Origin of the sequence: Shewanella sp. NKUCC05_KAH, assembly GCF_019345585.1 — a bacterium.
Classification (GTDB): domain Bacteria; phylum Pseudomonadota; class Gammaproteobacteria; order Enterobacterales; family Shewanellaceae; genus Shewanella; species Shewanella oncorhynchi.
Genome location: NZ_JAHKQZ010000003.1, coordinates 209,001 through 232,995 on the forward strand (window position 1 = coordinate 209,001; position 23,995 = coordinate 232,995).

21 protein-coding genes and 1 other RNA gene are annotated in these 23,995 nt (G+C 43.0%); 11 read left to right on the forward strand and 11 right to left on the reverse strand.

Annotation, left to right across the window (positions count from 1 at the left end; genetic code table 11):
- Positions 1 to 67 precede the first annotated feature (67 nt).
- Together KO533_RS04610 and KO533_RS04615 are read left to right on the forward strand one after the other, a co-directional pair.
- Positions 68 to 559, forward strand: a complete 492-nt coding sequence (locus tag KO533_RS04610) for a DUF2141 domain-containing protein (RefSeq protein ID WP_219253040.1) — start codon at positions 68 to 70, stop codon at positions 557 to 559.
- Positions 560 to 574: 15 nt separating this feature from the next.
- Positions 575 to 2,239 carry a carotenoid oxygenase family protein gene (locus KO533_RS04615; protein ID WP_219253042.1) on the forward strand — a complete coding sequence of 555 codons (1,665 nt, stop codon included), beginning with the start codon at positions 575 to 577 and terminating at the stop codon, positions 2,237 to 2,239.
- Positions 2,240 to 2,304: 65 nt separating this feature from the next.
- On the opposite strand, the gene KO533_RS04620 is transcribed toward KO533_RS04615, so the two are convergent.
- A complete protein-coding gene (locus KO533_RS04620; protein WP_028760779.1) occupies positions 2,305 to 3,027 on the reverse strand; it encodes a YebC/PmpR family DNA-binding transcriptional regulator in 723 nt (240 codons plus the stop codon).
- A gap of 435 nt (positions 3,028 to 3,462) precedes the next feature.
- Here KO533_RS04620 and KO533_RS04625 point away from each other — a divergent pair, with 435 nt between their 5' ends.
- Both KO533_RS04625 and KO533_RS04630 read left to right on the forward strand, forming a co-directional pair.
- On the forward strand, positions 3,463 to 5,031 hold the full coding sequence (locus KO533_RS04625) for a methyl-accepting chemotaxis protein (RefSeq protein ID WP_219253044.1): 1,569 nt from the start codon (positions 3,463 to 3,465) through the stop codon (positions 5,029 to 5,031).
- 332 nt (positions 5,032 to 5,363) lie between these two features.
- A complete protein-coding gene (locus KO533_RS04630) occupies positions 5,364 to 5,588 on the forward strand; it encodes a TIGR02922 family protein (protein ID WP_028760777.1) in 225 nt (74 codons plus the stop codon).
- A gap of 176 nt (positions 5,589 to 5,764) precedes the next feature.
- Here the strand turns inward: KO533_RS04630 and KO533_RS04635 are convergent, their stop codons facing one another.
- Entirely contained in the window at positions 5,765 to 6,346 is a 582-nt protein-coding gene (locus tag KO533_RS04635; RefSeq protein ID WP_219253046.1) for a TetR/AcrR family transcriptional regulator, read from the reverse strand.
- A 133-nt stretch (positions 6,347 to 6,479) separates the two neighbouring features.
- Between KO533_RS04635 and KO533_RS04640 the strand changes: the two genes are divergently transcribed.
- Positions 6,480 to 7,547, forward strand: a complete 1,068-nt coding sequence (locus KO533_RS04640; protein ID WP_219253048.1) for an alkene reductase — start codon at positions 6,480 to 6,482, stop codon at positions 7,545 to 7,547.
- 71 nt (positions 7,548 to 7,618) lie between these two features.
- On the opposite strand, the gene KO533_RS04645 is transcribed toward KO533_RS04640, so the two are convergent.
- Positions 7,619 to 10,036, reverse strand: a complete 2,418-nt coding sequence (locus KO533_RS04645) for an ATP-binding protein (protein ID WP_219253050.1) — start codon at positions 10,034 to 10,036, stop codon at positions 7,619 to 7,621.
- A 519-nt stretch (positions 10,037 to 10,555) separates the two neighbouring features.
- Here KO533_RS04645 and KO533_RS04650 point away from each other — a divergent pair.
- From KO533_RS04650 to KO533_RS04665, 4 genes are all read left to right on the forward strand, one after another.
- Positions 10,556 to 13,276: a bifunctional diguanylate cyclase/phosphodiesterase gene (locus KO533_RS04650; protein ID WP_219253053.1), complete on the forward strand. Its 2,721-nt coding sequence runs from the start codon at positions 10,556 to 10,558 to the stop codon at positions 13,274 to 13,276.
- Between the two features lie 99 nt (positions 13,277 to 13,375).
- Positions 13,376 to 14,614, forward strand: coding sequence for a DEAD/DEAH box helicase (locus KO533_RS04655; protein ID WP_219253054.1), 1,239 nt, complete (start codon positions 13,376 to 13,378; stop codon positions 14,612 to 14,614).
- Between the two features lie 478 nt (positions 14,615 to 15,092).
- On the forward strand, positions 15,093 to 16,016 hold the full coding sequence (locus tag KO533_RS04660; RefSeq protein ID WP_219253055.1) for a hypothetical protein: 924 nt from the start codon (positions 15,093 to 15,095) through the stop codon (positions 16,014 to 16,016).
- The gene (locus tag KO533_RS04665; RefSeq protein WP_219253056.1) at positions 16,013 to 16,573 is read left to right on the forward strand and encodes a hypothetical protein; all 561 of its coding nucleotides are present in this window, start codon (positions 16,013 to 16,015) and stop codon (positions 16,571 to 16,573) included. The genes KO533_RS04660 and KO533_RS04665 overlap by 4 nt, the downstream gene beginning before the upstream one ends.
- A gap of 70 nt (positions 16,574 to 16,643) precedes the next feature.
- On the opposite strand, the gene KO533_RS04670 is transcribed toward KO533_RS04665, so the two are convergent.
- From KO533_RS04670 to smpB, 8 genes are all read right to left on the reverse strand, one after another.
- Positions 16,644 to 17,372: a hypothetical protein gene (locus KO533_RS04670; RefSeq protein ID WP_219253057.1), complete on the reverse strand. Its 729-nt coding sequence runs from the start codon at positions 17,370 to 17,372 to the stop codon at positions 16,644 to 16,646.
- The gene (locus tag KO533_RS04675; protein ID WP_219253058.1) at positions 17,372 to 18,385 is read right to left on the reverse strand and encodes a tyrosine-type recombinase/integrase; all 1,014 of its coding nucleotides are present in this window, start codon (positions 18,383 to 18,385) and stop codon (positions 17,372 to 17,374) included. Before KO533_RS04675 ends, KO533_RS04670 begins: the two co-directional genes overlap by 1 nt.
- Before the next feature lie 9 nt (positions 18,386 to 18,394).
- The gene (locus KO533_RS04680; protein ID WP_219253059.1) at positions 18,395 to 19,078 is read right to left on the reverse strand and encodes a hypothetical protein; all 684 of its coding nucleotides are present in this window, start codon (positions 19,076 to 19,078) and stop codon (positions 18,395 to 18,397) included.
- A gap of 8 nt (positions 19,079 to 19,086) precedes the next feature.
- The gene (locus KO533_RS04685; RefSeq protein WP_219253060.1) at positions 19,087 to 19,740 is read right to left on the reverse strand and encodes a hypothetical protein; all 654 of its coding nucleotides are present in this window, start codon (positions 19,738 to 19,740) and stop codon (positions 19,087 to 19,089) included.
- Positions 19,741 to 19,775: 35 nt separating this feature from the next.
- Positions 19,776 to 20,708, reverse strand: a complete 933-nt coding sequence (locus KO533_RS04690; RefSeq protein ID WP_219253062.1) for an FRG domain-containing protein — start codon at positions 20,706 to 20,708, stop codon at positions 19,776 to 19,778.
- A gap of 17 nt (positions 20,709 to 20,725) precedes the next feature.
- Positions 20,726 to 21,622, reverse strand: coding sequence for a BRCT domain-containing protein (locus KO533_RS04695; protein WP_219253063.1), 897 nt, complete (start codon positions 21,620 to 21,622; stop codon positions 20,726 to 20,728).
- A gap of 360 nt (positions 21,623 to 21,982) precedes the next feature.
- Positions 21,983 to 22,338, reverse strand: a transfer-messenger RNA (tmRNA) gene (gene ssrA, locus KO533_RS04705).
- A 71-nt stretch (positions 22,339 to 22,409) separates the two neighbouring features.
- A complete protein-coding gene (gene smpB / locus KO533_RS04710) occupies positions 22,410 to 22,901 on the reverse strand; it encodes an SsrA-binding protein SmpB (RefSeq protein WP_006080832.1) in 492 nt (163 codons plus the stop codon).
- Positions 22,902 to 23,179: 278 nt separating this feature from the next.
- Here smpB and KO533_RS04715 point away from each other — a divergent pair, with 278 nt between their 5' ends.
- Entirely contained in the window at positions 23,180 to 23,617 is a 438-nt protein-coding gene (locus KO533_RS04715) for a type II toxin-antitoxin system RatA family toxin (RefSeq protein WP_028760728.1), read from the forward strand.
- Entirely contained in the window at positions 23,607 to 23,939 is a 333-nt protein-coding gene (locus KO533_RS04720) for an RnfH family protein (protein WP_106651167.1), read from the forward strand. Before KO533_RS04715 ends, KO533_RS04720 begins: the two co-directional genes overlap by 11 nt.
- Positions 23,940 to 23,995: the final 56 nt, after the last annotated feature.

The window sequence follows — 23,995 nt, forward strand, 5'->3', positions numbered from 1 at the left end:
TCGTCCTGCGATTTTTTAAGCTAACTCCATCGCAGTTACTTATCAGCGCAAATAACAGGAGTAAGACATGAAACACGTGAACTCGGCTATGACAACTCAGATTCGCCAAGCAAATATGACCAAAAGGACGTTATCAGCGATTTGGGGCGCAGGCTTAGCTTGCTCGCTCTTGTCGGCAGGAAGCATGTCGGCTGAGAGCCAGGCACATACCCTGACTGTGGATATCGATAATATTCAAGTACAAACCGGCGCCTTGATGGTGGAGCTTTACGCCAATGCCGAGGATTACGCCGCAGGCCACAATCCTAGTGCGTCTATGATAAAACCCGTCACTAAGACAGAGCATAGGCTGGTATTTAGCGATCTCGCTGATGGCCAATATGCGGTCAAGGTCTTTCACGATGAAAATGGCAACCACAGCTTAGATACCAATATGTTAGGTGTGCCGAGTGAAGGCTATGGTTTTAGCAATAACGCCGGCAGTTTTGGACCTGCGAGCTTTAAAGACGCCAGCTTTAGTTTGCAGGCCGATGCGCAAATCACTATACACATTCGCTAAGAGGGGCGCTGCACCATGGATAGACGTCAATTTCTAGCAGGCTCAGCCGCCCTCATGACGAGTGCAGTTTGGGCCAGTTCAGTGGATAAATTGCTGGCGCTGGATAACGCACAAACGGTCGCACGTGAGCCATGGGCGATTGGATTTAGTGGTGCTGAAGCTGACTATCAGCCACTGACTATGCAGGTTTCAGGCGAGTGGCCAGCGCAGTTGAGCGGCAATCTATATCGTAATGGGCCAGCGAAAATGTCTCGGGCAGGTAAGGCATATCAGCATTGGTTCGATGGCGATGGCATGGTGCAGCAGTTTAGTGTGAGCAATAGGCAAATTCAGCATCAGGCTAAGTTTATCCAAACAAAGAAGTTTAAAGTGGAAGAGGCCGCTGGCGCGTTTAAGTACACGACTGCAGGCACAGTGATCCCCAATGCTTTACCTATTCGAAATAACGACGATTTGAATGTGGCCAATACTAGTTTATTGCCGCGCCACGGCGAGTTGCTCGCTTTATGGGAGGCGGGTTCACCCTATCGACTTGATGCTCAGACCTTAACCACGCTTGGCGTGAAAAGCTTTGGTGACAAATTTAAGGGCTTGCCCTTTTCTGCTCACCCACTCGATGACGGACAAGGTGGACTATGGAATTTTGGCGTCTGGTATGTCGGTGGTGAGAAGCAATTACTTGTGTATCAAGTGGCAGCCGATGACAGCATTGCCAGAATGGAAGTGATTGAATTACCTCAAGCTAGCTATTTACATGCCTTCGCGCAGAGTGAGAATAAGCTGGTGTTTTACATTTCATCCTGCGTGTATGAAGAGGGCGAAACTTATATTGATGCTTTTAAATGGCGCCCCGAATTGCCATCGCAATTACTGGTTATCGACAAAGCCGACTTTAAAGCGCGGCAGTTACACCCGCTGCCTGCGGGATTTGTGTTTCACTTTGGTCAAGCCATTGAGAAGAATGACGAACTTTCTGTGCAGCTTTGCCTCTACCCCAATTCAGCTATTTTAACCCAAGGGATGAAGGGGTTACTGACGGGGGAGCGTAAAACTAAGACACCCCATGCAGAGTTAGTGACTATCACAGTACCGCTCACAGTACCACTCACAGCAGCTAGCAAAGCGCAGTTTGCAGAGACCTTGTCTTCCTCTGCACGTATTAACCGCCGCGGCGTGATGATGGAGTTTCCCCAGTTTTCGCAGCACATTATGGGTAAAAAACAAACTAGCGGTGAAAAAACGTTTGCAGAGAAAACAGGCGGGGCTTCGGCGTTTGCTCCGTTATTTGGCGTTGGAGCAAGATCAGATTCAGCTGTTAACTCTGGCTCCAGCTCTAACTTTAAATATGAAGCAGAAGCCGAATCTGAATCAGGGCTAAGTAACACTCTGTATTGTATTCATAATGCAAAAGACAGCAGCAAGCACAGTGCGGATACACTTGGCGACGCGAGCTATAGCGAGTTTTATCTTGGCAAAGGCAAAATTGCCGAAGAGCCGCTCTATATCCCCGCCACTGAGCAGCACGAAGCCTATTTACTGATGACTTGGCTCGATTACCATAATGCACAGTCTGGTTTGTCTTTGTTTCGTGCCAGTGATATCAGTGCGGGCCCCATCGCTTCAGCTCAAATGAACAGGGTATTGCCACTAGGGTTTCATGGCTGCTTTATTGAAGCTTAATATTTTGATCTATAAATAAAAAACGCAGCTCTTGGCTGCGTTTTTGTTTCAGGCGAAAGAAACGTTTAGTCATCAATTTCCGCATTGTGATAGACGTTTTGTACGTCGTCACAATCTTCAAGTGCGGCAATAAACTTTTCAAACATAACGACATCTTCACCTTCAACTTTAGTCATGTCCTGCGGTACGAAGGTGATATTGTCAAATTCAAAGTTAACTTCTGGCATCGCTTCGGTCAGCGCAGTTTTGACTTTAAAGTACTCAGTGTGCGGCGCGTAAACTGTGATTAAGCCATCTTCCAGCTCAACATCGCTTACATCAACGTCAGCCATCATCAGCAGTTCTAAAATCGCATCTTCGTCATCACCCGCAAACACGAACACGGCTTGATGATCAAACATGTGGCCAACTGTACCAGGGCCGCCGAGTTTTGCATCGTTTTTCACGAAGGCTTGACGCACTTCGGTGAAGGTACGTTTTACGTTATCGGTTAAGCAGTCAACAATGACCATGCAGTTGCCAGGACCAAAACCTTCGTAACGGGCGGTATCGTAATCTTCACCACCGCCGCCTTTGGCTTTTTCAATTGCGCGTTCAATAACATGCGCAGGCACTTGGTCTTTCTTAGCGCGTTCAATTAAGCGACGCAGTGATAAGTTTCCATCGGGCTCTACGCCGCCTTGCTTAGCGACAACGTAAATCTCTTTACCGTAGCGTGAATAAATGCGGGTTTTTTGACCGGCTGTTTTCGCCATGGATTCTTTCTTGTTTTGATATGCTCTGCCCATCTTGATCTCGTTAGCTCAAAAAAATTGCGCCGATATTAGCAGTTTTCTTGGCATAAGTGCAGTCGTCCCTATGTGATTTATTACCTAGAAGGCGACGGGGCACGCATTTCAGGGCAAAGTTGGTTTTCTCAAGGAAGATCCGCTTTTAGATGGACTAGGACTATATCTCGATAGATTAATACTAATGTCTAATGCCATACGCTCGTGAGACTGTTGATGATAGCTAACTTCTACTTTGTTTATTTAGCGAGATAAATTATCTAGCTTATTCAGAGAAATAGACTAAAACTATAAATCTTGAGCGCTATCATAGTTAGTCCTCCCTCGTCAGTTGTAATCAATAGCTGCTGTAATTGATACCAACTGAACGAAGGCTAATGATTCGACTCTTAGCATTTCCCTTTCATTTTTACCTTGCGCAGTTACGGGAAGTATATGGAAATACAGCACAAAATTTTAATTTTCATCAGTTTCACGCTGGTCACTCTGGGGAGTTTATTACTTGAGGGACTGCATCTTCCGAGTATTGTGCAGGCGTTGATCTTGGGCGTTCTTGCCTGTGGCTTAGTGGTGTGGGTGTGTTTGCGCGCATCTAAGGCTAAGCTCGACACCGATGAGGCAAACATTAAGGCATTACAAGAGCAAAGCATTCCCGCCCACGACATTAGTGTGCAAACCAGCAAAATTGCTATCGGTTCGGCTGAGGTGTCGCATTTTATTGATTTATTGAATAAATCAATTGAATCAAATGGCGAGCATGCCAGTGCCATTGCGGTTGCTGCAGGGCAATTGAGCCACACTACGGCCCAACTTGGTGATAATGCCGCCGATATTTTAGGCCAAGCTCAAGAGGCTGAGCGCGTTAGCGTGCAGGGACGAAGTCAAGCTCAGAAAGGTGTTGCAGCCATTCGTTCACTGAGTACGGATATTGATACTGCCGCTGAGCAAGTGCAGGCGCTTAAATCAAGAGCCGAAGAAATCCAAAAAATTACCGAGGTGATTAACTCCGTTGCCGAGCAAACTAATCTGTTGGCGTTAAATGCGGCCATCGAAGCGGCTCGTGCGGGAGAGCAGGGGCGAGGTTTTGCGGTAGTGGCAGACGAAGTACGCAGCCTTGCGGGTAAAACGGCGGGTGCAACCCAAGATATTGGCAAAATGCTATTAGAAATCCGCAGTGAAACGGATAAAACTTCTGGGCTGATGGAAAGGGTCGTGACGCAAACCGCCGATGTGGTCGCCGCCATGGGCGAGTTAGACGCGCACTTCACTGAGATTTCGGCTTCTGTGACCCAATCGGCCCATGCCTTAGGTGATATGGAAGATTCACTCAAACAATATAACAACACTACTAACGACATTAGCCGCTCGGTGACTCAAATACGTGACTCGTTAAATTCGACGGGTAAACAGAGTCATAGCGTATCCGAGCAGGCCTTTACTTTATCCTTGACCACTGAGGGTATTTTTAAAGCGCTGTCTAAATGGGATACACAAACCTTCGATCAGCAGGTTTTGCAATTGGCGAATGTTGCCGCTAAAGCGTGCGGTGACAAGTTAGCACAAGGTTTAGCCAGTGGCAGTTTTAGCGAGGCGGATTTGTTTAATCCTAAATATCAACCTATTGCCAATACTCAGCCACAGAAATACAGCACGGCTTTCGACCGTTATACCGATCAGCATTTTCCAACAATTCAAGAGCCCATTCTGGCAAAACACAGCGAAATTATTTATGCGGGAGCCGTTGATAGGAAAGGTTATTTTCCGACCCATAATAAACGCTTTAGCCAAGCACTGACAGGCAAAGTTGAGGTTGATATGGTGCACAATCGAACCAAACGCTTGTTTAATGATCCGACAGGGATCCGTTGCGGCGCCCATACTGAACCTGTGCTATTGCAAACTTATAAACGCGATACGGGCGAAGTGATGCACGACTTGTCTGTGCCCATTTTTGTAAACGGTAAACATTGGGGCGGATTTCGAGTGGGATTTAAAGCTAAGTAGATTACTGATAACTCAAATTTAGGTTATTTACTCTAAAAAATGCATAAAAACGCATCTTTATTTGTGTCTTATATGTGATCGATAGTGGGTAATTGATTAACATAATAGAAATAGATTGGCATCTTTTTGCCAAAGTGCTTAAATAGCCCAAGGTGTACAGTATAAGACAGTATTGTATCCAATAAAAAATCATAAAATTTGAATAAGACCTTAAGCAATTGATTTAAAATGTTTAAAATATCTTTCTGGATATTTTAAAATGTTGAGGACAGGGAGCTCTCTTGCGACGTAAATATAACGCAGTAGATGCTGCTTAATGTGAGTTAAATGTGATGCAAGCAAATCAAGCGACTGTAACTGTTTTATATTATGATGCGCCCGTAGGGTTAATTATGCACAACGCCGTATTAGGTAATTTGCCAGTGAGTGAAGCTGGGCGTGTGATGATACCTGCAAGTTTCCGCAAGGGAAAATCTATCATTGCTGTACTTGAAGGTGAGTGTAAGATATTGAATTCATTAGGTGAGCGAGTGTTCGCTCAAGCTAATATAGGTTAACATTTTAAACTAATCGTCATTCTTGGGACGAATAATTCGCTTTGCTAAATTATCGTCCCGACATCTTCTGCAAAAATTCTATTCAATCCATCTATTTCTATTAATGTTAGCGCTTGTTCGCCTAATCATATTCGGTTAGTCATTCAGATATTTACTGTCCCACAAATTAACGCACTTTAATGGCAGACTTCTGCCAATAATTGGTCTGCAAGGTACTGTAAGGTTTCGGCATTAGGATGGGTGTGGGCGAAGGTTCTTAAACCATAAATTCCCATCATTAAATATTGGGCTCTTTGCTCGCTGCTGCGATTGCCTTGGAGGAGTCCTTGCAACGTTGCAGTGGCAAATTGTAGCGTGAGTGCTTGCTGCCAAGATTGTAGATACTGATTGATGATGTCCCGGATCTCAACATCTTGCTCTGCAATTTCATTTAACGCTTTTGTCAGTAAGCAAGCTTGGGCGCTATCGCAACTCAGACATTCAATAACGATATGATCTAAGTAGGTTTTCAAATTAGTTAGCACATTCTCGCCATTGCCGAATAGATTGTTGAATTGCTCGTTTCTGTCGAGTTGATATTGCTCAATGGCCGCGATTAATAATCCGCGTTTATTGGTGAAGGCACAGTAAATCGACCCCGGATGTAATCCCGTGGCTTGAGTAAGATCTTGCATGCTCGTTTTGGTGTAACCCTTGTGCATGAAGGCGGCCATAGCGCCGCGAAGTACCTGTTCTCGGTCGAACTCTGCATTACGCATCGAATTTAATTCACTTGTATAGAAACGCTTAGGCCAGATTCTACCTAAATTTGAATAAACATTCAAAAATGAACTTGAATGATCGTTCAAATAATAATATCTTGAATGCATATTCAAGAATGGAACTGAGAAAATGACCACACAAACCACGCCAAATTCATTGGTAAATCTGTTCGATACCTACTCACTTAATGACACTATTACCTTAAATAATCGTATCTTAATGGCACCTTTAACCCGTTGTATGGCGGATGCCGATTTAGTGCCGACCGATGATATGGTTGCCTATTATGCACGCCGCGCCGAAGCGGGTTTGATCATCACAGAGGCGACGATTATTCGTCCCGATGCTCAAGGTTATCCAAATACCCCTGGTATTTTTACTCAAGCGCAAATTGCTGGCTGGCGTAAAGTGACCGATGCGGTACATGCCAATGGCGGTAAGATTTTTGTGCAGTTATGGCATACGGGCCGCGTCGCTCATCCACACTTTTTCGGTGGTGGCGATGTGCTTGCGGCATCAGCGCAGAAAATTGAAGGCAGCGTGCCAAGAATGCGCGAACTGACTTATGTCACACCAAAACCTGCCACACTTGAGGATATTCAAGGCCTAGTGCGTGATTACGCCAAAGCGGCGGAAAATGCCATTGAAGCTGGGTTCGATGGCGTCGAAATCCACGGTGCAAATGGTTATTTAATTGATACTTTCTTACACCATGACAGCAATCGCCGCACCGATGAATACGGTGGAACACCTGCCAATATGTCCCGTTTTGCGCTTGAGGTTGTCGATGCTGTTGTGGCTCGTATCGGCAAAGACAGAACCGGTTTACGGATTTCTCCAGGGGCTTATTTCAATATGGCGGCAGATAGTCGTGACCGCGAAGTATTCGATTACTTCTTGCCTGAGCTGGAATCCCGCGATATCGCTTTTGTACATATTGGGATTTTCGATGACAGCATGGAATTCGATTATCTTGGTGGCAGAGCTTCAAGCTATGTGCGCGCACACTATGGCAAAACCTTAGTGGGAGTTGGAAGCTACAGCGCTGAAACCGCCAGTGAAGCGATTGCGGCGAATAAGTTTGATTTGATTGCTATTGGTCGCCCATTCATTGCCAATCCTGACTATGTTGCTCGCGTTCGTGATGGCGTTGAACTGGTTCCTTACAGCGATGACATGCTAGCAAGCTTAGTGTAATTTCATTTAATAGCTTTATAAAGAAAGGGTTAGCATTGGCTAACCCTTTTCGTTTATCTCGTGCCTTTTATTTAATCCGTTTTAACTAAGGATCTGAGTGCGGTGAGCTTTTGCTGAGCGATGCCAAAAATACTCTCGGGAGAATATTGCCCTTGGCTAGGTGCGGCCGTTTGCGGCAAACTTCCTGCGGTTTTACCGAGCAGTAATTCCATGGCTTGAGTCACATGGGTAATAGCCCAAATGTGGAACTCACCTTGTGCCACTGCATCGACAATGTCTTTGCGCAGCATAAGGTTGGCCATGTTCGAGGCAGGAATAATCACCCCTTGCTCCGGCGTACGGCCTTTTATTTTGCAGACATCGAAGAAGCCTTCAATTTTTTCATTCACGCCGCCAATGGGCTGAGCCTCACCAAATTGGTTCATCGAACCTGTGATGGCAATATCTTGCCTAATTGCTTGCTCGCTAATAGCCGAGATAATGGCGCAGCATTCGGCCATCGATGCGCTGTCACCGTCCACTCCGCTGTATGATTGCTCAAAGGTGAGGTAAGTGGTGAGCGGGATTTGCGCCGTCTTACCTAAAACTGAGGCTAAATAAGCGGTTAAGATCAACACGCCCTTAGAATGGATCCGGCCTCCAAGTTTGACTCTGTGCTCGATATCCATCACTTCACCCTTACCAAAGGCTGTGGTTGCTGTGATGCGATTGGGCATACCAAACTGATGATCTGAGGTCGAGATGACGGATAAGGCATTGATTTGCCCAACCACTTTGCCCTGAGTGCTAATTAAGGTGGTGCCGTTGGTAAAGCTTTGCATTATGTTGTCGTGAAGACGCGAGACTCTTTGCTCTTGATTTCGCAGTGCTTGCTCAACGTGCGGCACTAAAATTTGCTGACTGCCTGCCGCTTTAGCGCAGTAGTTTGATTCCCGCAGTAAGTTGGCAATATTGGCTGAGTGTAGCGACAGTTTTTGTTGGTCTTCGGCCTCCCGCGAGCTGTATTCAATGATGCGCGCTATGGCGGCGCGGTCGCAGTGCAGCATGTTGTTGTCGTGAACTATGCTCGAAATAAAGCGGGCATAGTGCGCCTCAGAAGCTGAGGTTCTGTCCATCACATCTTCAAAATCGGCGGTAACGCGGAATAACTCACTGAAGTCAGGATCATAGTGCTGTAACAGCTGATAAGTTTCGTGATCGCCAAACAGAATAATTTTTACATCTAAGGGGATAGGCTCAGGCGCCAAGGAAATCGTGCCCGACAGTGACACTTCCCGCTCCAGCGAACTTAAATCGAGTTTGCGTGAACGTAGGGCGCGTTTTAACCCGTCCCATACGTAAGGGCGTTCTAACACTTTTACCGCATCCATCAATAACACGCCGCCGTTAGCTTTGTGCAGACTGCCGGAGCGGATAAGTGAGAAGTCGGTGAACACTGTCCCCCTGAAGGTGGCATTTTCCACATAGCCAAATAGGCTGTGATAACTTGGGCTTTCTTCTACGACAATAGGGAATTTTTGAGTCCCTTGAGCGACCAAAACGTTAACTTGGTAGCGGCGGGGCATTTTCTTTTCAAGGGAAGCGTAGGCTAGGCCCAGTTGTTCTTCACTTTCTTCTAAAAAGATATCTAAATTGTCTAAGATATCCGCCTGCATACCGGTTAAGAAAGTCCGCGCTTCGGGCTGGTGCTTGAACTTATCTTTGAGTGGCTTAATAAAATGGATTAATACTTCTTTGGCGACTTGTTCGTCGTGCTCTTGCTGCTTGTCGCTGAATTCTTCTTCCCATTCAGTGATTTGGCGAATAATACCGCGTAGTTTAACCTCTAGGCCATTGATATTACTTTCAAATTGACTACGTTCAGTCTCAGTCAATGCTTCGAATGAAGCTTCGTCATGGGGTTCTTCACCATTGAGCGCTACCATTTGATAGTCGCCCTGCATGGTTAAACTGAGGCTGATGCCTTTTTGTTTCGCTTCTTCGGTTAATTCAGTGAGTGCGACTTCTTGCTTCTGTGATAATTGGCTTTTGAGCTTTTCGGTGCGGGCATAATACATTTCATTATCAAAGGCTAAAGGCATAGCTTTGACAAGTTTAAGCATCAACTTTTCGACGGCTTTTTTAAATTCAAGCCCAGTCCCTGCGCTCAGTTTCAGTACTTTAGGGCAACGGGTATCATCGAAATTAACCACATAGCACCAATCGTACAGGGTATGGTCGTTTGGCTCGTGACGGCTTAGGTAACGCAGCATCATGGTCCGTTTGCCGAGGCCGTTCTGACCTATGGCGTAGATGTTGTAACCCTTTTCTTTAATTCCCATTGCAAACTCTACCGCTTGCTGGGCACGTTCTTGGCCGACAATATCATTGAGAGGTGTGAGTTCTGCTGTCGATTGGCAATCTGTGCTTAATTGGTCGAGTTCGCAAATGCGATATAATTGTTTACTGTTGAGCAGGGTAGCTTGGCTTGATACGACGTCAGTGGGCATAAATATCCTTGGTTTTTCAGCCTTATTATTTCCATTGTAGACAATAAGATAGCATTTTTGTCAATCAAAACTCTGTTATTGCTGATATATGTCTTTAGGGATGGTTTTCTCTCGCTAAGAAAGTGCTGAATTATCGGGGGAAGACTTAATTGATTAAGTCTAACTAATTGTTACTCAATAAACTTATCGCGATACTGACACTAAAATTTTGTGCTAAAGTAGCAAATGTAATGTTAGTTGGATTTACCCGTGCAAGCAGTCTGCTGAGTGTGAGTAAGTTAGTGTGAATTTTGATGGTTTGACCTCTACCACCCTAAAAGGTGGATATGATGGAGTAAGTTTTAGGTCCAACCTTAGTGCCAATTGAGATGTATTGATTTGATGTTAAACGTAAAATTTTATGAGATTTTACTGCTTGGTTAACGTTTTCCCTCTGTCGCAATATTGGGCATGTGTTTAAGGTCTTACGGTATTCTCGCCGTAGGCCGATTGAGCAGTAACGAGATCTGAGTTGGCAAGATGATGATAGATTTACCTATTACGCAGCAACAGCTTGATAACTGGTTGAGTGACTTAAATTTAGTCGCTGAGATATCAAGCAGTAAAGCAATGTTATTAGCATGGAATGCTGCGGGTGAACTTAGCAGCATGTTAAGTTCAGACTCTGCGGCTGAAAGTGAAATACAGGCAATACTCAGCCACCTAAGTGGCAATCATTTGGCTAACACCCAGCCTGCGATAAGCCAGTCCGTTGCGATGCCGTCAATGATCACACCATCAGAAATCGTTTCCAATCCCTTTGATATTATTGATAAACCTACTATTCCCCCTCTAAGTAATGCTAAGTTGTCCAGCTTGAGTGAGCCGATTTCAGCATTGCCCCGATTAGGTCGTCATCAAATCACGGCTGCATTATCTGTATCACAGCTAACTGAGCAGGTACGTGAGCCTCTGTTAATTATGGATACTCGGCAGCACTCAGATTGGCACACTTGTAGCGCAATCGGCAGCGTGATTTGTTTGTCTCTCGCTTGGCCATCTGGGGCAAATTTTGGCTTTTTATGCTTCTATCACAACGAGGCTCAAGGTGTAGATTCAAAAACGCTACAACTCGCTAAGCTTATCAGCGATAGCATTCAACACCAGTTAGGCGAGATATTGAGCCAACATAATGCGGCTGAAGCATTAAGCCGAGGTTCACCGAGTCGTGTCGATACGGTCGATTTACAAACTTTTATCGATAGTTTTGACGAACATATTTGGATGAAAAATGCCGCAGGCATTTACACTCTTTGCAATCGTAGTGTTGAGAATGCGTGGGAAATGCCCCGCAGTGAGATTGTTGGTAAATCCGATGTTGAACTCTTTGGTGCTGATATTGCAGAGATTTTTCTAGAGGGTGATAGGCTCGCTATCGAGTCTGGTACGCCTATCATTGTCGCTGAGTGTTTAGATGGCAGTGAAGCTAAAAATCATCTTTGGCTAGAAACGCTAAAACTCCCAACGCTCAATGCCCAGGGTGAGCTCGTGGGCGTTATCGGTATGACTCGCAACATTTCCAAGCATAAAGCAGTTGAAGAACAGCTGACACTGGCGACAAATGTGTTTAAAAACTCGGTTGAAGGTGTGGTTGTGACCGACCGGCATGGCAATATTACCGACGTTAACGGTGCATTTTTTGAGATCACAGGTTATGTGAGGGAAGAGTTACTTGGCCAGAATCCTCGGATTTTTAGTTCGGGTCGGCATGATAAAGATTTTTTCGATAAACTCTGGAATACCTTGTTTACTCAAGGTAAATGGAACGGTGAAATCTGGAATCGGCGTAAAAATGGCACGATTTTTCCGCAAAATATCACCATAAGCACTATTTATGATGACGTTGGAGATGTACGTTATTTTGTCGCTGTGTTTGCCGATATTTCAGCCCAGAAAGAGAATGAAGCGCAACTCACGCACTTAGCGTATTTTGACCCGCTAACGCATTTGCCCAATCGCATGAAGTTCATGATGCAGCTTAAGCAAGAAGTGCGACAAGCTAAGCGGCTGAATTTGCAATTAGCGACTGTGATGATTGATGTCGATCTGTTCAAGCATATCAACGACAGTTTTGGCCACAGTATAGGCGATGAAATGTTGGTCGAGCTTGCCAAGCGTTTACGCAGCCAAGTAGGCGATCAGGATGTGTTATCACGGATTGGTGGCGATGAGTTTGTGGCATTGATTTCAGGGATCGACAATAGTGCCGATGCCGCAGTTGCCATAAATCAATTGCGCCAAGTGTTTGAGCAACCTTTTATTGTGAGCACGGGCGACCACTTACGTTTAACGGCGAGTATGGGCGTTTCTTTGTATCCAAATGATGGAACCGATGCGGACACTTTACTGCGTAACGCCGATGCGGCCATGTATCGCGCCAAAAATGATGGCCGCAATAATTATGCTTTTTATACAGAGTCCTTAACTCAACAGTCTTTTGAGCATCTTAAGCTGCAAAGTGCCCTCTATGGCGCGATTGAGCAAAATGCCTTGTACTTAATGTACCAGCCAAAACTTGATTTAGTGACTCGACAAACCGTGGGATTTGAAGCATTACTGCGTTGGCACGATCCTCAACTGGGTTTGATTTCGCCCGCGATATTTATTCCTGTGGCAGAAAAAATAGGTCTTATCCATGAAATTGGCTTATGGGTGTTAGAAACCGCTTGCCGTCAGGGAATGCGTTGGCTTGGTGAAGGCAAACATTTTGGCCGTATTGCCGTGAACGTGGCAGGACAACAGCTACAGCGCAGTTCCTTTGTGGATGATGTGAAACGTGTCTTAGCTGAAACGGGTTTGCCCGCCAAGCATTTAGAGCTTGAAGTGACCGAAAGTGTGATGATGCAGAATCCAGATCTTGCTATCCGTGACTTAAAGCGACTTGGCGATCTGGGTATCGAATTATCGGTTGATGATTTTGGTACTGGCTATTCATCGCTCAACTATTTGAAAAAACTGCCTATTCATAAATTGAAAATTGATCAATCTTTTGTGCGGGACATTCCCTTCGATACCAACAATACCGCTATCGCTAAGGCTGTGATTGCGCTTGGACATGCGTTGAAGCTGGAAATTATCGCCGAAGGGGTTGAAACTAAAGAGCAAGCTGATTTCCTGCAACAAAACCAGTGCGATCAAGCTCAAGGTTATCTTTTTAGTCGTCCGCAACTAGCTGCAGATCTCGACGCATTTTTATCGTAAAACAAGTTTGCATATAACAATAGGACTAGCGCTATGCCGCTAGTCGCTTGGGTTTGTGTCTGCTAAAATTCTAGCCATTATTTTCAGTGGTTAACCGCAATGTCTTTTAGTGCCTTATCCTTAAACTCCACGTTAGTGAATACCTTAGCGGTTCTTGGCTATGAATCGCCAACGCCAATCCAGTTAGAAGCGATCCCTGCCATCTTAGCTAAACGGGATGTAATGGCTGGCGCCCAAACGGGGACAGGCAAAACCGCTGCGTTCGCCTTGCCTATCTTGCATCATTTGATGTCACTCAGCCTTTCGCAAGAGTTAACGGCTGTGAGACCCGTACGCGCATTAGTCTTAGTGCCGACACGTGAACTGGCGGTGCAGGTACAGCAGAGTTTTGTTAAGTACGCTAAAGGGACTGATATTCGTATCGGCATCGCCTACGGCGGCGTGAGTATCGATGCGCAGGTCGCCGTGTTTAATGCAGGGATTGATGTGTTAATCGCAACACCGGGTCGCTTACTTGACCACCTTAGGCAAGGTGCATTAAATCTTAAGCAATTGAGCATGCTTGTGTTTGATGAAGCCGACCGTATGCTCGACATGGGCTTTATGGATGAAATTCAAGCTGTGCTCAAGCAAGTGCCGAGTGACAGGCAAACCCTGTTATTTTCTGCCACCTTAGATGCCGCTATCTTCAGCTTAAGTAAAGCTTTACTGCGCGATCCTAAGTTGATTGAAGTTGCCAAGCGCAACACGACCGCTGCCGAAATTGAACAAGTGGTTTATGCCGTCGACGCAGACCGTAAAACCGAACTCGTCAGCCATCTGGTACGCAGTAAAAACTGGCATCAAGTGCTGATTTTTAGCCGCACAAAGCAAGGTGTCGATAAACTGGTTCAGCAACTCAATAAAGCCGATATTATCACTCAGGCGTTTCACGGTGACTTGTCCCAAGGCGCGCGCGAGAAAGTTTTGCAGGAATTTAAACAAGGTAAGATTCAAGTGCTAGTGGCAACGGATGTCGCCGCCAGAGGCTTAGATATCGTCGAGCTTAAATATGTGATCAACTTTGAGCTACCCTTTATCGCTGAAGATTATATTCATCGTATTGGTCGCACAGGTCGAGCGGGTAGTGCAGGGCTTGCCATCACCCTCTTTAGTCAAGAGGACGCCCTATTATTGGAAGAAGTCGAAGTCGTATTGGACAAGCGTTTACCACAACAATGGTTACTAGGCTTCGAACCCGACTTTAATAAGATGGATACCGAACCTAGACGTAACGGCAAAGCGGCTCAGAAGCAAAGAGCGAAGAAACGGGCTTTGGGTGGAAAGTGGAAAAGGTAGGTTTTTAGGTGCGGCGTCTGAATGGCTGAATCTAATAGAGATTAGATCAAGTGGTGACATGATTCATTTATCGACGCCAGTTCAGTTCCCGCCGCCGCATTTGAATTGATAGCTCAAAATAGCCTGAAAGTTCAAACAAAAAGGGCTTAACCTTGCGGTTAAGCCCTTCTGGTAAAATTGGTGGAGGCGGCGGGACTTGAACCCGCGTCCAGAACACCTACATTTCTTTCTATACCCATTAAAATCAGTAAGTTACATATTAATCAAATGCTTATCTGATTGCTTAGGATTGATAACGATGGTGATTAACAAGCTGCGTGGGCATAATGTGGACATTTGTAAAATTAAAATTTTCGATAAATATTTTTAAACTGTGATAAATTACAAATCTAATCAATATCAATCAGTTGAAACCGATCAACGAATAATATTATAAATAGACTTTTTTGAGCTATTTTACTGAAGAGTTAAGCAAAAAATGCACTCAATATCACCTTATTTACTTCGATCTTTTAATAAAGAATTGCCAGGCCCACCTAATAAAAAATACGCAATACTCGATAAGATAGGTGCCCATGATACTTTTAGTTTGCTAAGAAAATTCATTGAAAGTAAGAGTAATGGTTTTGAAATAAGGGAGGCATCAAAGCAAGTCTATCGTTTTCAAGATATGGTCTATGATGATAGTAAGCGTATGATTCATGGTTGGTTTCAGGTCGGAGTTTATGGGATTAAAGCTAATGTGATTGATACGGAAACTGGAAATGTAGATTTTGCTAAAGCGCAAAAGCATGCAGAGATAATTCAGCATTATATACAATTCTTTATTCCTAAAGGTTATAACGAAGCAATTGCAATTATGCATAGCTATAGAAACGTTGGCGTTAAAACATTGTTTTCACAGATTTTCTTTCCGTATTTCATGGGTAATACTACATTAACACTTCAAATGAATCCTCTTTCTTATGATAAAGCGCTTGCATCGTGGCAAGAGGCCAATGCTAAAGAAATCAAAGTTACAAAATTTAAGGGAATCACAGATGTAGCTGACCAAATGACAGCACTTGGTCATTTTGAATTTGAAACCATTTTGAAACCTAAGCGAAATGGCACATTTGGTAAGTTTAAAGAGTTTTTCAAGAAGGGTTCAGATCAGGCAAACGCTGTTGAATTGCTATCGTCAATGGGCGAACAAGTTAAAACAGTTGTTGAAATAAATGATAAACGTAGAACTTTCAATATGGGAGTAGCAAGAGCAAGTAGTCTATGTGAGATAGAGTTAGATGAAAATGTTGTTCTTATTGACGGAAATCCAGATTTTGCCTCTATGAATGGATGGTGCACATCTATCATAAAAGAGTATGCTGAATCAATGTACCCAGGATTGAGTATAAATTTATGACTAGTAAAGTAAATGTTAATGGGATCATTAGTGGTCACATAGAAACGTTGCGGGATGCAACTACTAAAAGGTTTCTTATTCAAGATTTTGTTACTTTTTATTTAGTTCCTGCAATTTTAGCTATCACTTTTATTTTCTTTGGCGTGAATATCAGTAAAGAAGTAGCGTCTTTGCTTGTCAACTTTGGTGCAATTTTTACTGCATTACTTTTAAGTGTTTTAGTTTTGGTTTATGACCAATCTTCAAAGTTGAAAAGTGTGCAGTCACAAAGTGAATCAGAGCCTATTCAATCCGTTAAACCTATTCTACTAGAGCAATTATACTATAATATTTGTTATTCGATTGTACTCTCTATTATTTTGATTGTGGTTAGTTTAATGCATTCGATAATGTTTGAGGTCTCCAGTACATTATTAGTACCTTTCACTGAAATAAATATTACGTTAGAATACGGTAAATTTATTTTTACACCAGTTTTAGTTTTTCTTACAGTTAATATCGTCTTAACCATTATTATGGTCGTAAAACGTATGAATGCATTATTAACTGCTAAGTGAAGATCGTTAGTGTTGGGGAATGGCTACATATCAGCATTACCCCTAAAGTCGAAGAACAGCGCTTCATAGACTACCTCATTTCTGGTATATCAAAGTCTTCGCCGCATACTTGCTTGATATGCTTTTGCCATTGAATATATTCCCTTGTTTTCACTTGATTGTCCGCTGCAAATTCAGTAGGTCTTTTATCAAGTGAAGTAAAATAAGTCATTCTCTTAAATGATGAGGGGATAATTGTTGTTATATCAGTTTTTCTTGACCAAAAAATATGATTTACGTTAATGCGTCCAACATAGCTAACACAATGTAGTGGCCTAGAATCTGTATCAACATTATATAATTCAGACTCTGTTTTTTTTAAGTTTCTTATTTCTAATTTAGCTAAGACAGTAATGGTCGGGACGGAAATTAAAAAAATCAAAAATGATTTTGCCAGAATGACTGACATGTCTTTAAGGTAATATGATTTTTTTAGTTTAAAGTTTTTGATGTATTTTTTGTTTTTATAAAAAATTCTTAATTCTGAAGTGGCTTTGTCACTTTTATAAAGTACATATGTTTGAGCTGAAACTGTAAGGAAAACAACAACCAGAATGAGGCAAAAAAAGGGTCTTGAGATAGCATGTTTAATAAAGTCATTTAGTTCGGCCAACTCAGTATAGTTCACATGAAATGCTGAGTAATAGATCGTAGATGAAACACCTCCTAGTATTGACGTTATCAAGGTGGCTAAGGCTGTGATAACAATCCAATGCTTCGACACCCATTCAAAATAACTTTTATTTGTTTCGTTAATCATTACAAATTCGCCAGTGGGTTTTTGGTGATGGCGTCGTCCAGGTGCTCGGGGGCAAAGTGGGCGTAGCGCATGGTTTCTTTGATGTCGGCGTGGCCGAGGATTTGTTTTAATACCTGAATATTGCCGCCGTTCATCATGAAATGGCTAGCGAAGGTGTGGCGTAAAATGTGGGTCATTTGGCCTTCGGGGAAGGTGAGTCCAGTACGCTTGATGGCCTGCGCGAACGCCTTACGGCATGAGCTAAAAAGTGGGCCGCGTGACTGTGGGATTTCATCAGCTAGTGCTTTGCTGATGGGCACAGTGCGGTTCTTTTTCCCTTTGGTTTTAATAAAGGTGATGCGGTTATTCACCACTTGGCTACCACGCAGGGACTCGGCCTCAGACCAACGGCACCCAGTCGATAAGCAAATTTTAACCACAGTCGTGAGATGCGGATTTTTTGAATTGTCACACTCTGCCAGCACTAGCGGGATTTCTTCGGCGTACAAAAACGCCAATTCCATTTCATCAATCTTGAAATGGGATAGCCCTTCTAGTGGGTTCGGTAAGGTCCATTCACCCAGTCGCTTAAGCTCTGAAAACACAGCGCTTAAATAGGCGTGCTCATGGTTAACTGTGTGGGGTTTTACCTTTTGCTTGATGCCCATACCATCAGCAATTTCACCATCGAGACGCATTTGGCGGAAGGTGGCAAAGTCGTTCACGGTCAGCTTGCTTGCAATCGGATTACCAAGGCCGTCGCAAATTAAACGCAGTTTACGCATTCGCTTTTCGGGATCGGTCAGTTGCTGGCCATGCAAGTCATGCCAACGCTGCATGATCTCCCACAGGCTGCGATTGTCTTGGGTGGCATTGCCCAGCCAAGGTTTATCGTCGACTTCTTTTAGGATATAACGCTCATAGCCCAATGCTTCAGCCTTAGTAGTAAACACTTTACGCACACGGCGGCTATCGCGGCCAGCCACGCGCATATCGAGTTTCCAAGTGCCGTCACTATTTTTAGTTATTGCCATCAGTAAAACCTACAACGAATAGATATGGGGAAAATTACTGATTAGAATTAGAGTCAGTAAAAAAACAAACATCGTATATACAATTATATTAATAGTTTTAATCATTATTGGGTTGATGTTTTTTTTCAGATTGAACAGTGTTTCACCATCTCTAACTCTATTCCATTCTGATTTTAGTATGTCGTGAAATATATCTCTAAGCTGCTCAATTCTATTGAGCGCATCATTAAAGGTGAATTCTTTATTGGCATCGCCAGTTTTCGGGTCAACATAGGAATTCTGAATGGTCTTAATGAGTTCGATTGTTGACTGATGTTCAGTTTTATTTAGTCTTAAAATTAACTTGCTCATTGTTTTAATAGATCTGATAAGTTCTTCGTTGTATGAGTCACTGATTTCATTCTTTTGGTTTGATGTTTTTATCAATATATTTTTATTTTCTGGATTATCTTTTATTTTGCTTTCAATTTGTAATAAAGTGTTTATCTTTGCAGACATGCTGATACTTTGAGAAATAAAGTCAGAGCAATCTTCACGTAAGCAATCTATCCATAATTGACGAAATTCAGCTACCTTTTGTGCTCGACTAAAATATGCAACAAAAAGAGATCCTGAAAATGCTAATACTGCGGTGATTACTGCCGCCTTTACTGTGGAGTCAGATATAAAACCAGATATAAACTCAGATAACATATTTCTTCCTACTTCTCTTCTTTAAATTCTTCGGGGCAGTTCTGCTTGAGTAACTGCAGGTCGTCGTTCATTAGGGTAGGTTGTTCGCTGTCGATTGGGCCTTGATTATTGGTGCGGCGCAAGCTCGAATGGGCATCGCGCCAATACTGGCCTATTGCGAAGCCGAGGTTTTTGGCAAACAGAGTATTATTCATTGAAACGGTGTAAGAGCTTGGGTATTTTGCATCCAATTCAGCGACACGGGCGTCTAATCTAGTCGCTTCTTTCCAGTGATAAATCTCTTGGTAAGTTTGGTTATTAGCATTCGTTACAAACTGATGTAGCTCGGCAAATATCGGTTGATAATCGTTGTATACTCTAAGTGCAAGTTGGCAATCACTGACACCTTGGAGTGCTTGCCATTTAGCCGACTCTATCTCATCCATTGTGTTGGTAGCTGGTAAGGGAGCACTTGCGTCTGCGTTTGCTATGGGCTTGGGGTCGTTGCCAATATCAATAATCAGCGCAATAAAAAGCACACTAAAGACAGCTGTGATAGTTAAAAATACAGGTTTAACGAGCTTACGGGCTTTTGCCTGTGAAGGTGAGTTAACCGTTTCCGCTTTGAGTTTAGCTAGCTTGGCTTCCATTTCTTCGATATGGCTTCTAGTTAATTTAGTCATGTAAAATCCTTTTACGCTAGAATATGAATTTAAAATCAGGTTGCTGTTTTTGTAATGCAATTAGATAAAATTGATTTAGTTTGATACTCTAGTTCAGGAAAAATCGACGCTTCGTTAATTCCTAATTTCAATAGTTGCTTTAAAATCAATGGCTTAAGTTCATTTTGAATCAATACTTTTTGAACTCTATCTCCTTTTGTATTTTGTTCTTCCTCCATTGAGTAGATTGGAAGCAATATTCTGCCATTTGAAATTTTTCCTCCATGAAGAGTAAAGCAACCATGTTGAAGTTTTAATCTTTCATTTAGAACTTTAGGCTGATAAGGAATAGATGTTGAGAAGTCATCTTTAAAATAAATATTTTCTTCTGGACTAGAGATAAGCTCTAATGGTTGATAACCATTAATATAAATACCATTCTCATCAGAGGGTATGCCATTAATCGTTCCATCCATATCACAAATACTTAGGTATTCGTTAAATTTTTTCTTTATAAAGAATGCATCATCAGGAACTGAACATAATGTAGGGAACTCGCCATATAGTTCAGTTTTGAAATCAATATAATCAGGATCGAAATCTAGATCTAAAAATAAATTAGGTTTATAGATAACTAAATGGGCATCCTTATCTATTTTATCTTTACAAGCAAATAATATCGCGACTAATAGATTTGTCGTCCAATCTAGAAGTCTTGTGGGTAATCCGTAATGCTGGGCGTATGTTAGCAATTCGAGGTTATCCCTATGCTTTTCTCGTGCTTCCGGATGAATACGTATGAATTCTTTCAGCAGTTTGTCTTCGTCATAATAGCCAGTTGTATTGCCATCGTTATCTTTTAGCTGCCTAAAAACACTTGGAATAAGTTGATAATTACAGTCGCTGTGACCTCTAAACCAGTAGACAGTAGAGTCGTGCATATCCATGATATCGCCAGCTTGTTGTAATAGAGATAAAAGCTCTTTCATTCAAATAACCTTGACTGTTAAAGTGCTGCTAACCACTGATCTTCTGAAATAATGGCAATGTCATAGCCTTTGGCTTGCATTTGCTTAGCATGTTGAATTTTGTTGCCATGGCTTGAGTAAGCCCAGTCACGGCTAGATAGTGAGCCAACCACCACGTAATGAGTCGCCAACGTCGGTGTTTTTTTAATGATGTTAGCACCTAAGCTTTTAGCTTTGGCTTCAATATTCGTGCGGTTATCAGTTTTAAACTTACCTGTAAAACAAAAGCCTTTACCTGTGTGAGTAATACCTACCACAGTGTCAAAACATTGCGTTGGAGAGTCAGCAGCATCACCCGTTTCGTTAAAATCATTACCAGTAACTTGGGAGACTAACTGATAAAGTTCGATGCGTTCTTCGTCGGTGATAACGCCATCAGCCAGTATTTGGTCAATCTTGTGGGTCAATTCTGGCACTGGCCAAATGTGTGCAATGTTGGTATTGGCAGCCAGCCAATTTTTGAAAAATACAATTTCAGCATCATTAATGTCAGCGTCAGCAGTCATGCCTTTTAAAATACCTAGCAATACATTGAGATGATCTTTGCATTTGGAGTCGTCTAATTCTTTGTAGGCGATAACGTCCTCAATTAAACAAAACAAGTCTTCATGCTCGTCATCGCTAATCGAACCGTCTTCAAGCACATCAGATAGCAAATCGATTAAATCAGTAGAGTCGGGATCATCGTGTAAAAATTCATGCTCTTTCAACCAAGCATTTAAAAAAATCAATTCAGCAGGTTTAAGTCTGGTATCGCAAATAACGCCAGTTAAAACACCTTTAAGCGAGCACAACGCTTTTTGTTTATTATGACTAAAGTTAACGCGGCTATAGGGTTGACCGTCCTTATCTAACAAAGGTTTTTTAGTCGTCATAATTACTTCCTTGTTTGATTTATTATTTCTCAGCTAAAAGGCATAAGGGCAATTTGTTAGGATCATTAAACCGTTTCTAAAACCGAAACCACCTTGCCGTGGATCTTGGTGGTATTGGGGTCGACTTGGTACTTATCACCAGCATGGAACAGATAGACATGGCCATCTGGCAGCATACGTAAATCACCAATTTGGTAAGTATCATTAATCGCAAAACAAATAACAGCCGCTTGAAACTAATGTTTCATTTGAGTTGATTAAAAGCAATTTACCTGACTCTTCGACAACGCGCTACACGTTAGCGTTATTCAAGGCAAACAAAAAGGGCTTAACCTTGCGGTTAAGCCCTTCTGGTAAAATTGGTGGAGGCGGCGGGACTTGAACCCGCGTCCAGAACACCTACATCCAAGGCACTACATGCTTAGTCTCTCTTTTAATTAACCCGAATAAACTCCGAAAGACAGGATTTCATCGGGCGAGTCCGGTACTATTTCGCGGTTCACCCCCGGACGGAGTTCCCTCGCTATCAAATGTAAGATGACCATCTGTATACACCGCCCATTTGAGAGACCTGTGTCAGATGGCTAGCTAGCCTAAGCTGCTAGAGCGTAGTTATCGTCGTTTGCAACTATAACTGTGCGGCTTTTTACGAGGCCAACCGCCCCTCGGCATGCTCCCAGGGTTTCGTGAATCCTGTCGAATCCAGAATCGCCCCCAAGAATTTGATTGTAACCCGTAGCACTATGATCACCTAGCATCATTTGCTTCAAGTTCAATCGTTTGTTCATTATCCGTGCGTTTTTTCTTTTTTCATCACGCGGGCTTTTTCAACTTCCCATTCACGCGCTTTAGTATCTTCGCGCTTATCGTGATCTTTCTTACCTTTACCTAGGCCAATTTCCACTTTCACCCATGCACCTTTACGCCAGTACATTGAGATAGGAATAATAGAGTAGCCTTGGCGCTCAACTAAGCCCGCTAGTTTATCTAGCTCTTTACGGCTGAGTAGCAGTTTTTTCAAACGTAGGGGATCGCAGACAACGTGTGTCGATGCCGTATTCAAGGGAATAATGGTGCAGCCATGCATAAAGGCTTCGCCATTTTTCAGGAATACGTAACAGTCGGACAAGTTGACCTTACCCATACGGATAGATTTCACTTCCCATCCCATAAGGGATAGGCCGGCTTCCATTTTCTCTTCGAAACGGTATTCGAAGGTTGCGCGCTTATTACGTGCGATAGTCGCAGGCGCGGCTTTGCTTGAATTTTTCTTTACCATAGTGGCGCCATTATACGCACGGTGATTCAATTTGGTATTGATATAAGGTTTTATTTAGTTAATTTCAAGCCTCTATCGTGTTGTTGCTTGTTTTTTGAACGCCATTAAGGGGTTGAGTATCAGCTTAAGTGCACAAGGGGTGCGTTTTTTACGTATCGTGATAAAATCCGTGCAAATTTTGATTGCTTGCCTAAGTTGTTTATTGCACGTGCGTTATTTTCGTGCGTTTGAGTTTGCTTAGGTCGCTGTGAATACGTTAGTGAAGAGTACTAAGTCCTATGCCGCAAATTTCTCGAAGTGTGTTAGTCCGTTTTAGTGCGATGCAAATGTATGACTTAGTGAATGATGTCGAGTCGTATAAGGAATTTTTACCCGGTTGTGTGGGTGGCAAAGTCTTAGAATTTGATGGCAAGACTATGTTGGCATCTGTTGATGTGAGTAAAGCGGGGATCCGTAAGACATTTACGACTCGCAACCAAGTGGTTCCTGGTAAGAGTATTGATTTAACATTGGAAAATGGGCCCTTTAAGCATTTATTGGGGCAGTGGCGTTTTACTGAGCTGACTGAAGAGGCCTGCAAGGTAGAATTCGAGCTGAGTTTTGAGTTTTCAAGTTCGTTAGCCGATATGGCCTTTGGTAAAGTGTTTAATGATCTTATGGTATCAATGGTGACGGCATTTACGAGTCGCGCTAAGGTGATTTACAGTGACAAATGAGACAGATAAGTTTGTAGTTGATGTGGTTTATGCCTTGCCTACACAGCAAAAAGTGATTTCGGTGAATGTGAATCCTGGCACGTCAGCGATTGAGGTGGTGCGTTTAAGTAACATAGTGAGTTTTTTTCCTGAGATCGATTTAGAGACGGTTAAGCTCGGTGTGTTTAGTAATGTGGTTAAGCATGACCAAGTGATTTTACCGGGGCAAAGGGTTGAGATTTATCGTCCTTTGATTGCTGATCCTAAGGATGTGCGTCGTCGCCGAGCAGATAAAGCTAAAGATGAAGGCCGCGCGAATAAAGTGACGGGTGGACGAGCTTAAATATTGGCATCATAGCTCAATAAAAAAGCGCCCTTGGGCGCTTTTTTATATTTGAT

Coding starts and splice junctions, on each gene's coding strand:
- KO533_RS04610 (WP_219253040.1), top strand. CDS start 68: ATGAAACACGTGAACTCGGCTATGACAACTCAGATTCGCCAAGCAAAT.
- KO533_RS04615 (WP_219253042.1), top strand. CDS start 575: ATGGATAGACGTCAATTTCTAGCAGGCTCAGCCGCCCTCATGACGAGT.
- KO533_RS04620 (WP_028760779.1), bottom strand. CDS start 3,027: ATGGGCAGAGCATATCAAAACAAGAAAGAATCCATGGCGAAAACAGCC.
- KO533_RS04625 (WP_219253044.1), top strand. CDS start 3,463: ATGGAAATACAGCACAAAATTTTAATTTTCATCAGTTTCACGCTGGTC.
- KO533_RS04630 (WP_028760777.1), top strand. CDS start 5,364: ATGCAAGCAAATCAAGCGACTGTAACTGTTTTATATTATGATGCGCCC.
- KO533_RS04635 (WP_219253046.1), bottom strand. CDS start 6,346: ATGCGTAATGCAGAGTTCGACCGAGAACAGGTACTTCGCGGCGCTATG.
- KO533_RS04640 (WP_219253048.1), top strand. CDS start 6,480: ATGACCACACAAACCACGCCAAATTCATTGGTAAATCTGTTCGATACC.
- KO533_RS04645 (WP_219253050.1), bottom strand. CDS start 10,036: ATGCCCACTGACGTCGTATCAAGCCAAGCTACCCTGCTCAACAGTAAA.
- KO533_RS04650 (WP_219253053.1), top strand. CDS start 10,556: ATGATGATAGATTTACCTATTACGCAGCAACAGCTTGATAACTGGTTG.
- KO533_RS04655 (WP_219253054.1), top strand. CDS start 13,376: ATGTCTTTTAGTGCCTTATCCTTAAACTCCACGTTAGTGAATACCTTA.
- KO533_RS04660 (WP_219253055.1), top strand. CDS start 15,093: ATGCACTCAATATCACCTTATTTACTTCGATCTTTTAATAAAGAATTG.
- KO533_RS04665 (WP_219253056.1), top strand. CDS start 16,013: ATGACTAGTAAAGTAAATGTTAATGGGATCATTAGTGGTCACATAGAA.
- KO533_RS04670 (WP_219253057.1), bottom strand. CDS start 17,372: ATGATTAACGAAACAAATAAAAGTTATTTTGAATGGGTGTCGAAGCAT.
- KO533_RS04675 (WP_219253058.1), bottom strand. CDS start 18,385: ATGGCAATAACTAAAAATAGTGACGGCACTTGGAAACTCGATATGCGC.
- KO533_RS04680 (WP_219253059.1), bottom strand. CDS start 19,078: ATGTTATCTGAGTTTATATCTGGTTTTATATCTGACTCCACAGTAAAG.
- KO533_RS04685 (WP_219253060.1), bottom strand. CDS start 19,740: ATGACTAAATTAACTAGAAGCCATATCGAAGAAATGGAAGCCAAGCTA.
- KO533_RS04690 (WP_219253062.1), bottom strand. CDS start 20,708: ATGAAAGAGCTTTTATCTCTATTACAACAAGCTGGCGATATCATGGAT.
- KO533_RS04695 (WP_219253063.1), bottom strand. CDS start 21,622: ATGACGACTAAAAAACCTTTGTTAGATAAGGACGGTCAACCCTATAGC.
- smpB (WP_006080832.1), bottom strand. CDS start 22,901: ATGGTAAAGAAAAATTCAAGCAAAGCCGCGCCTGCGACTATCGCACGT.
- KO533_RS04715 (WP_028760728.1), top strand. CDS start 23,180: ATGCCGCAAATTTCTCGAAGTGTGTTAGTCCGTTTTAGTGCGATGCAA.